At 63.0% G+C, this 12,195-nt stretch carries 11 protein-coding genes; 6 read left to right on the top strand and 5 right to left on the bottom strand.

The genetic code is table 11. The annotated features are described in order from the left end of the window. Both VNK82_03890 and VNK82_03895 read left to right on the top strand, forming a co-directional pair. On the top strand, nt 1-1,098 hold the full coding sequence (locus VNK82_03890; GenBank protein HXE90087.1) for a hypothetical protein: 1,098 nt from the start codon (nt 1-3) through the stop codon (nt 1,096-1,098). Nucleotides 1,099-1,281: 183 nt separating this feature from the next. Continuing rightward, nucleotides 1,282-1,686, top strand: a complete 405-nt coding sequence (locus VNK82_03895; GenBank protein ID HXE90088.1) for an RNA chaperone Hfq — start codon at nt 1,282-1,284, stop codon at nt 1,684-1,686. 6 nt (nt 1,687-1,692) lie between these two features. Here the strand turns inward: VNK82_03895 and dcd are convergent, their stop codons facing one another. Further along, nucleotides 1,693-2,247, bottom strand: coding sequence for a dCTP deaminase (gene dcd, locus VNK82_03900; protein HXE90089.1), 555 nt, complete (start codon nt 2,245-2,247; stop codon nt 1,693-1,695). Between the two features lie 139 nt (nt 2,248-2,386). On the opposite strand from dcd, the gene VNK82_03905 reads away from it, so the two are divergent. The 3 genes from VNK82_03905 (at nt 2,387) to VNK82_03915 (ending at nt 5,318) form a co-directional block, all read left to right on the top strand. Continuing rightward, nucleotides 2,387-2,656, top strand: coding sequence for an HU family DNA-binding protein (locus VNK82_03905; protein HXE90090.1), 270 nt, complete (start codon nt 2,387-2,389; stop codon nt 2,654-2,656). A gap of 36 nt (nt 2,657-2,692) precedes the next feature. Continuing rightward, the gene (locus VNK82_03910; protein HXE90091.1) at nt 2,693-3,706 is read left to right on the top strand and encodes a site-2 protease family protein; all 1,014 of its coding nucleotides are present in this window, start codon (nt 2,693-2,695) and stop codon (nt 3,704-3,706) included. A 493-nt stretch (nt 3,707-4,199) separates the two neighbouring features. Further along, nucleotides 4,200-5,318, top strand: coding sequence for a hypothetical protein (locus VNK82_03915; GenBank protein ID HXE90092.1), 1,119 nt, complete (start codon nt 4,200-4,202; stop codon nt 5,316-5,318). Between the two features lie 128 nt (nt 5,319-5,446). Here VNK82_03915 and VNK82_03920 read toward each other — a convergent pair whose 3' ends face one another. Continuing rightward, nucleotides 5,447-5,572: a hypothetical protein gene (locus tag VNK82_03920; protein ID HXE90093.1), complete on the bottom strand. Its 126-nt coding sequence runs from the start codon at nt 5,570-5,572 to the stop codon at nt 5,447-5,449. 1,049 nt (nt 5,573-6,621) lie between these two features. On the opposite strand from VNK82_03920, the gene VNK82_03925 reads away from it, so the two are divergent. Next, nucleotides 6,622-7,356: a hypothetical protein gene (locus tag VNK82_03925; GenBank protein ID HXE90094.1), complete on the top strand. Its 735-nt coding sequence runs from the start codon at nt 6,622-6,624 to the stop codon at nt 7,354-7,356. A gap of 113 nt (nt 7,357-7,469) precedes the next feature. On the opposite strand, the gene priA is transcribed toward VNK82_03925, so the two are convergent. The 3 genes from priA to coaBC form a co-directional block, all read right to left on the bottom strand. Next, on the bottom strand, nt 7,470-9,917 hold the full coding sequence (gene priA, locus VNK82_03930; GenBank protein HXE90095.1) for a primosomal protein N': 2,448 nt from the start codon (nt 9,915-9,917) through the stop codon (nt 7,470-7,472). 134 nt (nt 9,918-10,051) lie between these two features. Then, entirely contained in the window at nt 10,052-10,897 is an 846-nt protein-coding gene (locus tag VNK82_03935; GenBank protein ID HXE90096.1) for a uracil-DNA glycosylase, read from the bottom strand. A gap of 2 nt (nt 10,898-10,899) precedes the next feature. Further along, entirely contained in the window at nt 10,900-12,120 is a 1,221-nt protein-coding gene (gene coaBC, locus VNK82_03940) for a bifunctional phosphopantothenoylcysteine decarboxylase/phosphopantothenate--cysteine ligase CoaBC (GenBank protein HXE90097.1), read from the bottom strand. Nucleotides 12,121-12,195: the final 75 nt, after the last annotated feature.

Genomic DNA, 12,195 nt, shown 5'->3' on the forward strand with positions numbered 1-12,195 from the left:
ATGGGCTTCCAGGACTTTTACGGCAACGCGGAAACGGTACGCACGCTGCGCGAGATGCTCGCCCGCAATCGCTTCCCGCACAGCATCATCCTTCACGGTCCGGCGGGCTCGGGGAAATACATGCTCGCCCAGATGCTGGCCAAGGCCATGAACTGCGAGCGCGCGCCGCAGGCCGGCGGCCTGCCTGATTTCTGCGGCCAGTGCTCCTCCTGCCGGCGCATCGGCCAAGCCGACGATTTCGACGCCCGCTTCGCCGAAGCGGTGGAGGCGCGTGAGGGCTTGCGCGAAGCCGATAAGCGCGAGGCCCGCCTTCTCTTGCAGACCCACCCCGATGTCACCATCGTCCCACCCGACCCGCCGCAGATGATGATCAAGGTGGACCAGGTGCGCCGCGTCACCGAGACCGTGTACTTCCGTCCAGCCGCGGGCAAGGAGCGCGTGTACGTCTTCACGTCCTCCGCCTTCATGCGCGAGGCCGCCAACGCCCTGCTCAAAGTCCTGGAAGAGCCGCCCGAATTCGCCACGCTCATCCTGCTGGCGGAGAATCCCGGCGAGTTGTTGCCGACGCTTCGGTCGCGCTGTTTTTCCGTGCGGCTGGCGCCCCTGTCGGTGGCTGAGTTGGAGACGTTCCTCAGCCGGGCGCAGCCCCAGTGGACGGGCAAGCAGCGAGCCCTGGTGGCGCGGCTCTCGGAAGGCGCGGTGGGCCGCGCCCGCACCTTCAACCTGGCTGCCTACGTGGAAGCCCGCAACGACGCCCTGGCCCTTCTGGCTTGCGCCCTCGAGAGCCACGACCATAGCGCGCTCTTCAAGGTGACGGACTCCTACCGTGGCGGCGCCGATGGGCGCGAGAAAACGGTCCAACTGGTTCGTACCCTCTATTCCCTGCTGGAGGACATGCTCTATCTCAAGTCGGGCACGCCGGATCTCGTACGCAACACCGATATCGCCGTGCGGCTGGAGCGCCTGGCGGCACCTGCGGATTTCCCCTGGCTCGAGGCAGCCGCCCAGGAGCTCGGCCAGGTGGAGGCCGGCATGCGGCGCAACCTGCTGCGCTCGCTTTCCCTCGACGCCTTCGCCACTGCCCTCGAGCGTGAGTAGGTCCCGCGTCGCGGCGATTGTCAGCCTCCGCCGCGCTGTGCTACGGTAGACGAAACTCCCGGAACCCGACCTTCCGCCTTCATTGCCGACTTGCAGCCCAGCGATAGCGGTGTCGTGTTCCAGGCCAGCCTCCGGCGACCGGTTCAGGCAGCCAATGCCGGTTCACCGGATTTGGAGCGTTCCATGAGCAAGGACCCAGTGGATCACACCGCGGCCCGCATCGCAGCCGAATCCGAGTTCGCCAATCGCAGGCTCATCCGCCCGCCGCTTGCCCGCCGGGACTTGCCCATCGTCCCGCGCCACGAGCGTCCCGCGGCGGCCGCGCGTTCCACTCCCGGGCCGCGCAAGGCGCCGCCCGAGCAGACCCACGCGGAGAATTTCTACTATCAGAAGCAGATGCAGACGCGCACGCCCATCGTCGTGGTGCTGCGTGACGGCGAGCGGCTGCAGGGCGTCATCGAGTGGTACGACAAGCGTTGCATCAAGCTGCATCGCGGCAATGGCCAGTCCAACCTGCTCATCTACAAGCCCGCCATCAAGTACCTGTACAAGCAGTCGGAAGGCCCGGAGAACAACGAGCCCAGGTAGTGCGGCTCACAACCGGGGCAGCATGATGCCGCTTTGTGCCTGGTACTTACCTTTCTTGTCCTTGTAGCTCACTTCGCAGACTTCGTCGGACTGGAAGAAAAGGATCTGGCACAGTCCCTCGTTGGCGTAGATCTTGGCGGGCAGCGGCGTGGTATTGGAGATCTCCAGCGTCACGAAGCCTTCCCATTCCGGCTCGAACGGGGTGACGTTCACGATGATGCCGCAGCGCGCGTAAGTGCTCTTGCCCACGCACACGGTCAGGATATCGCGCGGTATCTTGAAATACTCCACCGAGCGCGCCAGCGCGAATGAGTTGGGCGGGATGATGGCGCAATCGGCGCGCACCGTCACGAACGAGCGCTCGTCGAAATTCTTCGGATCGACCATCGTGCACATGACGTTGGTGAAGATCTTGAACTCGTCCGCCACGCGCAGATCGTAGCCGTAGGACGACAGGCCGTAAGACACCACCCCGTCGCGCACCTGCTTTTCGGCGAAGGGATTGATCATGTCCTGCTCCAGCGCCATCTTGCGGATCCAGCGGTCGCTCTTGATTGCCATTCGCTCTCCTGATCGCCCGGCCATCTTATGCGTGAAAACGGGCGTTGACAATGGCCGCTATCTCCTTTACTATCCGCGCCTTAGGACGACCGCTGTAGAAAACGATCAAGCGCACCTCTGGGGCGCCGGGGAGCCGCTCGTGATCAAACTCGACATCATCAACGAAGTCGTCGCCAAGACGGGCATCACCAAGACCAAGGCGGAACTGGCGGTGGAAACGGTCTTCGATGCCATGAAGAAGGCGCTGTCCAACAGCGAGCGCATCGAGCTGCGCGGCTTCGGGGTCTTCAGCGTCCGTCCGCGCAAGACCGGGATCGGGCGCAATCCGCGCACCGGCGCCGAAGTCAGCATCCCGCCGGGCAAGGCGGTGCGCTTCAAGCCCGGCAAGGAGCTGCAGTCCATCGATTGAGGCCCGGCGGCTGCCGTCCCTCCACGGACTGTTCGAATGTCTGAGCCGCTTCCGCCTACGATCTCACTCCCGGAACTCTTTCCCCGTGAGGTCATTGTCATTCCGCCGCCACGGCCCCGCCGCCGCGTCTGGCTGCACATCCTGCTCTTCCTCGCCACCGTCTTCACCACGCTGGTCGTGGGAGCGCGCCTGGAGTTCAATTTCCTTCACAACCGGCCGGCCTACTATGAGGAAGAAGACTTCTTCCCGGTTGCCTGGGCGCTGAGCGAGCCGTCGCGGCTGTTGCTGGGAACGCCTTTCTCGGTCACGCTGCTGCTCATCCTGCTGGCGCACGAGATGGGCCACTTCGCCTTCTGCGTGCGTAACGGCGTCTACGCCACGCTTCCCTTTTTCATTCCCGCGCCTACGCTCATCGGGACCTTTGGGGCCTTCATCCGGATCCGCTCGCCCATCCGCTCGCGAACTGCGCTCTTTGATATCGGCATCGCCGGACCCATCGCCGGCTTCCTGGTCGCGGTGCCGGCCCTGGCGCTGGGCATGATGCTCTCGCGCGACGCCCCGCTCGTGGTGAGCCGGTCCGAGCTGCAGTTCGGATATCCCGCCATCTTCGACCTGCTGTGGGCGGTGCTGCCTCTTGGCGATTTGCAGGGCGGATCTTCGATGCTGCGCGACATTTACTTCCACCCCATCGCCATCGCCGCCTGGGTGGGCATGTTCGCCACCGCGCTGAACCTGATTCCCGGCGGCCAACTCGATGGCGGCCACATCGTCTACGCCCTGTCGCCGAGGCTTCACCGGAGCCTCTCCCGCCTGATGGCCGCAGCCCTGGTGCCGATGGCCTACTTCTGGTGGTCCGGGTGGCTGATGTGGGCCTTCATCCTGCTCATCACCGGCACGCGCCATCCCGCGGTGCCGCCGGTTCCCGAACTCTCCCCAGGACGCAAGCTGCTCGCCCGCTTTGGCCTGCTCATCCTGTTGCTGACGTTCATCCCCGCACCCTTCGCCGGGGGCTCCCTTCGCGAACTGCTGTTCGCTCCACCGGGCGGCTGAACAAGGCAATAGCGCCTTCCGAGGAAGGGACTGGCGTCGGAGTTTACCCCAAACGCGTTACCCCTCCCCCTATAGCCCTCTAATGGAATCATCAGGTTACGGGCCGAGATCCCGGCGGGTCTCGGGATCCAAAGGACTTAGGGGCAAAGTCTCTCGGATAAAGGACTTAGCTCGCTGCCCGGCGGGTTGCGAGTGAAATCCACCGGTTTCGGTCGCGAGCCTTGTTTTTCAAAGAACCTGGGGAAATTCCGGGGCCGAGCGCCACCGGGTATTCTATCCGGCTAACCAGACATTTCGGAGAATATCAAATTATTGCAAAATTGTCAAACGATATCTTGCACAGTATCATTCAGAAAAAGAGGCTGGAGTAAGACGTGATGGCGGCGGGCCGAGCCTGCGGCGGAAGACTGGGCCACCCGTGCAGGATGGAAGATCTGCCTGGACTGTCACCCCGGATTTACTGTGGGTAGTTTCACGGTGTGCGGAGGTCAGTTTGGCGACTACGAAGACCCGTAACCGAGCCATTTTATTCGTTCCGCTGTTCCTCGGCCTTTGTGCTCTAACGGCGGCCTCGAAACAACCGGGCCAGGCTGCCATCCCGATCGAGCAATTCCTGAAACAACGCGTTCACGCAGATGTTCATAAGAACATCTTCATCGTATTTGCGTTCCTCAATGCTGCTGGCTACGACTTCGAAAATACCGAGCACATGCATCCGGTGAGGGTAGCTGTGCGCAAGGAGGTCGATGCCTCACTTCCCGCAGCGCTTCGGGAAAGAATGCGGACTTATTTTCGAGAGCGGCAAGTGTCTCCAGCGAATTGGACCTACGCCATCGCTGCCGTTGCGATGGGGCCGCCTCCGAGCTTCGAGTACGGTCCGGAATGGAACGAAGTCAAGAATCAGGAACCTTTCCGGCAAATCGACGACCTTCCGGTCATGTTGCGCGAATTCTATGGAGCTGTACCAGTGGAGCGGATCTGGGCCGAGCAGAGGCCCGAATATGAACGCACAGCCGACGAATATCGAGATGCTGTATATCGCGAAGCGCGGCGCGCAATGGACTATTGCCGGGTCCGAACGACGGCCGAACTCGCCGGCTCCGGCGAGACCAAAGAAGCGGTCATCATTCCTAATCTCCTCGACTCCTACGAGACAGCGACCTCCTTCATCTGGGGTGGCGCGTTCCACTCGGTCGAAGGTCCGCAATATAGCGTCGGCTACAACCCACATGAGTTCATTCACGCGATCACGAATCCCTCAAGCTATTCTTCTCAATACTCCCGCATGCAAGAAAAGGCTCGGCCGCTTTACGAGCTGTCCAAACAGACCAAAACTGGCAAGGATCTCAAGAGCCTGCAGTCATTCCTGGACGAGAACTTAGTGCGAGCCATTTCGCTGCGATACCTGAGGGGCGACGATAAGAGAAGGCTGGAGCTGCGAAACGCGATGATGCAGGAATATCGCGCCGGTTATACCATGGAGCGCTTCTTTTATGACGAACTGGAGCAATACGAACGGAGCAAAAAGAGTCTGCGCGAGTTTTATCCGACGTTCTTCAAGCGCCTGAATGCACACAAGGAAGTCAACGAGTGGAAGAAACAGCAGCAATAAAGTTGCCCGCGTGACCTGCCCCACCCTAAACCCGCACAAAGCTGAGCATGATTCGCACGTTCGGGGAGGCGTCGAGCAGGGGAAGACACAGAGTAGGCGCTGAACCTCGACGGATTCCAGCGCGCAGCCTACAGCAACTGCAACGCGTCCACATCCACAATGACGTTCGTGCGCGGAATCTTCTGCGAGTCGGCGTAGGCGATGAGCGCGCGCAGGGTTTCATTCAGTCGCTTGCGGCTGGCGGACTTGAGCACGAAGTGGTGGCGATAGTCACCGGTCCAACTGTCCGCTGATGGCCAACCGAGCTCATCTAATTCTTTTCTTTTCCTGGGGTTACCGTGTATCCACACCTGTTGTTCCGCTTGTGGAACAAAATCGGACTTTCTGCTCACGCCGGGCCTTTTTCGTGCTACCTTGCCGCCTGTAGAATGAAGCTCGTGCGGCTGCGCAGATGGCTATCGAGGCAGCCCCTAGGGGCGCGCAGTAATCCGCGAAGGAGCAAGTTCAGTGAGACCCTCCGTTCCTCTCTTCGTCCTTCTCGCAATCGGCTTGGGCGCCAATTGGCAATCGGAACCGCCCGACAAGACTTCGGATGTGTCTAGACCGCGCAGAGAACATGCGGCTCTCTTCAACCAATACCGAGCAGGAGAGAGACTGTCGCGTAGAGCACAGCGGGAGGGACGTTTTGAGGTCACTGCAGGTCAATTTCCAGGTACACCGGGAGCTCTAAGCAGCGCTCCGCCCCTGCCTGCCGACTATCGATTCCGGCAGGCCCTCCTTGAAGCCGATGCGATCCTGGCGGGCAAGGTGCTTACTAGGTCGTCCGCACTCACTGAGAATGAAGAATTCATTTATAGCGACTATTCAGTCTTGGTGCAGCTAGTCCTGAGGAATGACCCAACTGCTCCAATAAAGTCTGGTTCCACAATCACCGTGACCCGCCCCGGTGGCGAATTGCAACTCAATGGGCATACAGTTCGTGCAATCGATGGGTTCTTCAAGCCGTTCATATTGGGCCAATCCTACATTCTCATCGTGCGCCGCATTCCCGTAACTGGAGCCTATCTGGCCACCCCAGAAGGGAGTTATCAACTCGTGGATCAAAGGGCGATTAGCCTCTGTGCGGGTGCTCGGTCCACTGGCGTACTTCGTGTCGCGAACACCGAGGATTTGACTCCGCAAAGGTAGTCATGAGCGCGACACGATGGGCCATGTGCTCTTGTTCCGATCACGGAACACAAACGAGAAAGGTGAAAGCAAGGTCAGGAGTGAGAGTAGATTGGAGAGTCTGAGAAGGTGCGAGATGAGACAAGTTGTAGTTGTAATGCTGGCGATCGTCGCGCTTGGCGCCACATCGGCAAGGCCACAAGGGAAGTCTGATACAGCAGCGCTTCGGTCACCCTCTTCCCAAGAGCCAACTGCCGAGTACAGTGGGATGCAGCCTGGGGATACCGTTCCCCGCGATTTACGCGAGAAGCGAAACGCTCAACATCAAGCGAGTGGACGGGCCCCGATTTCTGAACTCCCGGAAGGAGTTGAAGAGCTCCCGGTAATTAATCACTGGTGGCTTGAGGTTCCTGCGATCCCTGCAGCACAAAGCGCTCTGATTGTGATCGCATCCGTCGCTGATTCGCGCGCGTTTCTGTCCGCAGACCATACTTCGGTGTACTCGGAATTCACTCTCTCGGTAGAGAGAACAGTAAGGAATTGCGCACGCAGTGCCGAATTCTCGAGAGGAGACCGAATTACAGCCGAACGAGCAGGCGGAGCGGTGCGATTCCCCTCCGGACGCGTTCAAAGCTACAGAATCGCAAATCAAGGCTTTCCGAAAAACAACCGGAGATACGTTGTCTTCCTTAAGGCGAACGAAGAAGGCCAGGACTTTATCATCATCACCGCCTATGAGCTAAGAAACGGTCGTGTGAAGCCGCTGGACGGCGAATCACAGCTGCAATTTTCAAAGTACTCCGGGACGCTGGAGGAGGATTTTCTCTCTGAAGTGGAGAGGGCTGCCGCGCTGCCCTGCGAAGCGTCGTGACCTGCTCCCCTAAATCCGCACAAAGCTGAGCATGATTTGCACGTTCGGGAGGCTTCGAGCAGGGGAAGACACAGAAGTAGGCGCTGAACCTCGACGGATTCGAGCGCGCAGCCTCACAGCAGTTGCAGCGCGTCCACATCCACAATGACGTTGGTGCGCGGAATCTTCTGCGAGTCGGCGTAGGCGATGAGCGCGCGCAGGGTCTCATTCAGTCGCTTGCGGCTGGCGGACTTGAGCACGAAGTGGTAGCGATAGTCGCGCTTCAGACGGAGTATGGGCGCAGCCGCGGGGCCGAGCACGCGAAAGTCCGCCGGACGCGACTTCGCCGTGCTCTCGAACCAGCGACCCAGCAGGCCAGCCCAGCGCAGGGCGCGCTCCAGCTTGTCACTCCGGAGCAAGACGTTGGCGACGGCGGTGAACGGCGGGTAGCGCATCCAGCGGCGAAAGCGCAGTTCCTTTTCGAAGAAGCCTTCGTAGTCGTGCCGGGCGGCAAACTGGATGGCATAGTGCTCGGGGAAATAGGTCTGGAGGACGACGCGGCCGGGCGTGGAGCCGCGGCCGGCGCGCCCTGCGACCTGGGTGAGCAACTGAAAGGTGCGTTCGGCGGCGCGAAAGTCAGGAAAGCCGAGGGCGAAGTCCGCGCCCACGACGCCCACCAGCGTGACCCCGTGGACGTCGTGCCCCTTGGCGATCATCTGCGTCCCCACCAGCAGGTCGAATTCGCCGGCATGGAAGGCGGCCAGAATGCGCTCGAAGTCGTGGCGTCCGCGAACGGTGTCGCGATCCAGGCGCCCGATGCGCGCCGTGGGAAACGCCGAGTGCAGGCGCTCTTCCAGCTTCTCTGAACCCGAGCCCAGGAAATAGACGTAGTCGCTGCCGCACTGCGGGCAGACACGGGGCACAGGCTGCTGATGCCCGCAGTAATGGCAGACCAGGCGGTTCATGCGCTTGTGGAAGGTGAGGGCGATGGCGCAATTGGCGCATTCGACCGTGCGTCCGCAGGCGCGGCAGAGCACGGCGGCGGAATAGCCCCGCCGGTTCAGCAGGATGATGGCCTGCTCGCCGCGCTCCAGTCGCTGGCGGACCTCGGCCAGCAGCGCGCGGGAAAACAGCTGGTCTTCGCCGGTCTCCTTGAACTCGGCGCGCATGTCCACGACTTCGACCTCGGGCAGCGGGCGCTGCTCGACGCGCTGCCGCAACTCGAGGCGCGCGTACTTTCCCTGCTGCGCGTTGTAGAACGACTCCAGCGAAGGTGTGGCCGAACCCATCACGACGGCGGCATCCAGGAACTTGGCGCGCATCACGGCCACGTCGCGAGCGTGATAGCGCGGGGTCTCCTCCTGCTTATAGGAAGAATCCTGCTCCTCATCGACCACGATCAGCCGCAGGTCCCGCACCGGCGCGAACACCGCTGAGCGCGTCCCGACGACGATGCGGGCCTCCCCCCGGCGGATGCGATGCCACTGCTCGGCGCGCTCGCGCAAACTGAGAGCCGAATGGAGCAGCGCTACTTCATCGCCGAACACCTGCGCCAGATTGGCGGCCGCAGCCGGCGTGAGCCCGATCTCCGGCACCAGCAAAATAGCGGAGCCGCCCGCCGCCAGCACCGACTGCATGGCGGCCAGATAGACCGCGGTCTTGCCCGAACCGGTGACGCCATACAGCAGCGTCACGGAGAACTTTCCGGCGCGCACGGCGGCCTCGATCTTCTCCAGCGCTTCCCGCTGTTCCCGGTTGAATTCCCAGCCGGCGCTGTGGGTGGCGGGCATGCGCGTGAGGCGAAAGCTTTCCGGCTCCTGCCGGATCTCGATGACGCCGCGCCGCACCAGCGTGCCCAGCGTCGTCCTGGGAATGGCAAGGTCGCGCAGCGCGTCCACCGGCAGCCGGCCGCCGGCCGCGGCCAGCGTCTCCACCAGCGTCTTCTGGTTGGCGTTGAGCTTCCCACTGACCTCGTGCAGCAGGGCCATGCGCTGCAGGCGCCGAGCATCGCGTGCCGCCGAAACATCCTGCCGCACCAGCCACTTCTTGCGCAGCATGCCCTCGAGCAGCGGGCGACCGGCGCCGGTGGCTGCGCGCAGTGAGGCTCCTCGCGCAGATTCGTGCCCCGCCAGGTAATCCAGCACGCGGTACTCGGTCATCTGCTCATCGGGAGTGCGCCGCGAGCGCGCGGACGAACCGCGCTCCGCGGATTCGTGCAGCGCGGCCAGGCCGGCCTCCGTGATGTTCCACACGATCTCGCGCTTCACCTCGGCCGCGAGCGGCAACATGGTGCGAAACACCTCTCCCAGCGGCGCCAGGTAGTAGCCCGCGATCCAGTCGGCCAGCCGCAACAGGTCGGCGTCGAGAACCGGCTCTGCATCCAGCACGTCGATCACGGTCTTGGCCTCCACCGAGGGTGGCTTGTCGTGCAGTGCCGTGACCACGCCCGCCAGGCGCTGGCTGCGGAACGGCACCAGCACGCGCCCGCCGACCACCGGCGGCATCCGCCCGTCACCCGCCAGCCGATAGGTGAAGGTGATATCGAGGGGCACGGGCAGCGCGACATCGCAGAAGGAGGGCATCAGGGCTACCGACAGATTAACTCAGCAACGATGACAGAAGTGACTTGGTGATTTGGTGATTTGGAGATTTGGATTTGTTGCCTTCGTGACCCGCGAGGTGTTTCGCTTATCGCTGATCGCTTATCGCTTTTGGCTCAAAGCTTCTCTTCCAAGCCAGTACGCCCTTTTGCCCGGAGTCCGAGATATTGCATCACCATTTGCAGGTCCTTCCAGGCTTCTTTCTTCTGGCGGGGGTCGCGCAGCAGAAAAGCCGGGTGATACGTCACGGCGAGCGGAATGCCACGGAAATCGTGCCAACTGCCGCGCAGCGCGGCCATGGACTGGTTGACCTCGAGCAGCGTGCGGGCGGCGACTGCGCCCAGGGCGACAATGACCCGCGGCGCGATGGCCTCAATCTGCCGCATCAGAAACGGCGAGCAGGTATCGCACTCGTCACGCTCGGGCGTCCGGTTGCCCGGCGGGCGGCACTTCACGACGTTGGCGATGTACACGTCGCTGCGCTTGAGGCCCATGGCCTCGATCATCCTGTTCAGGAGCTGGCCGGCACGTCCTACGAACGGTTCGCCCTGCTCGTCCTCGTCGGCGCCCGGCCCTTCGCCGATGAACATCAAGTCGGCGCGCGGATTGCCTACGCCGAAGACGATGTTCTTGCGTCCCTGGTGCAGCCGGCAGCGGGTGCAGTCGCCGATGTCTGCGCGGATCAGGCGCAGCGCCGCCGCCGGATCTTCCGCCCGGCGGATGGGCGCCAGCGCTCCGCCGCCCAAGTCGAGCAGCGCAAGCTGCGATGCATCCGGCATGGGCACGGTTGCGGGGGATGGTTCGAGGCTGCGGGGAGCTTCCGCAGTGACGGGCCCTGCCGAATCGGCAGCCGCAACTACGGGTCGCCGATAAAGGTCGTAGATGCCGAGGTCGCGATAGAACTCCAGGCGGGCGCGCAAAGCGCGGCGAAGTTCGGGATCTGCCAGCGGGCGGCCGGGCATGTTCAGCGGCCGGCTTCTGCCGGGGCGCGGCGGCGCTGCTTCAGCCGCACGACAGCGTCGAGCACGCGGTGTGCGACTTCCCACTTGGAAGTCTCGGGCACGTCGATCTGCTCGTCGGCGCTGAGGATGGTGACCGCGTTGCGTTCGGAATCAAAACCCACGCCCGGACGGGAGACGTCGTTGACCACAATGATATCGACAGGTTTCGATTGCAGCTTGCGGCGCGCGTTTTCCACTGTGTTTTCCGTTTCCGCCGCAAAGCCAATCAGAAGTTGCGTGGTGCGCGCCGCCCCGAGTTCCGCCAGGATGTCCGGGGTGGGAACCAGATCGAGCGCCAGGTCACCGGTACGCTTGATCTTCTCCGCCGCCGCTTCCCGCGGCCGATAATCGCTGACCGCCGCGCACTTGATCACGATGCTGGACTCGGCGAAGCGCGCCAGAACAGCAGTGCGCATCTCCTCTGCCGTTTCCACGCGGACCAACTCGGCAGCCGCAGGAGGTTCGAGCGCGACGGGTCCGCTCACCAGGATGACGCGTGCTCCTCGCCGCAGTGCGGCCTCCGCCAGCGCATATCCCATGCGCCCGCTGGAGCGGTTGCTGAGGAAGCGCACGGGATCGATGGGCTCGCGCGTCGGACCTGCCGTGACCAGTACGGTTTCACCCGCCAGGTCCGGCACCGCGCCCAGCGCCTGGAGAACGGCGGCCACGATGGTTTCGTTCGCCGCCAGGCGGCCCGGACCGACCATGCCGCACGCCAGGTATCCGGAATCCGGCTCCACTACTCGCACACCGCGCCGGCGAAGCTTCTCCACGTTGGCGCGCGTCGCCGGATGCTCCCACATGTTGACGTTCATCGCCGGGGCCACCACCACCGGCGCGGTCGTGGCAAGGAACAGAGTGGTCAGGAAGTCGTCGGCCTGCCCGCTGGCGAACTTGGCGATGACGTCCGCCGTGGCCGGCGCCACCAGCAAGGCATCCGCCGACTGCGCCACCGCGATGTGCTCGACTGCGGAGTCGATGTTGGGCTCCGCGGCGCCCGCCCCGAACATGTCGGTGATGACCTTCTCGCCGGAGAGCGCGGCAAACGTGAGCGGCCGGACGAACTCCTGCGCCGCGCGCGTCATCACCACTTGCACGCGCAGTCCCCGCTCCTGCAGCAGCCGCACGACCTCCGCCGCCTTGTAAGCGGCGATGCCGCCGGAGACACCCAGCACGACCTTCATGACTTGATTGTAGCGCAGGCGCGAAGAGGCCCGCGCCGCGGACTAGCTGTGGCCGGCCGGCGGGTCGAGCAGTTC

Source organism: Terriglobales bacterium (assembly GCA_035573675.1).
Taxonomy (GTDB): domain Bacteria; phylum Acidobacteriota; class Terriglobia; order Terriglobales; family Acidobacteriaceae; genus DATMAB01.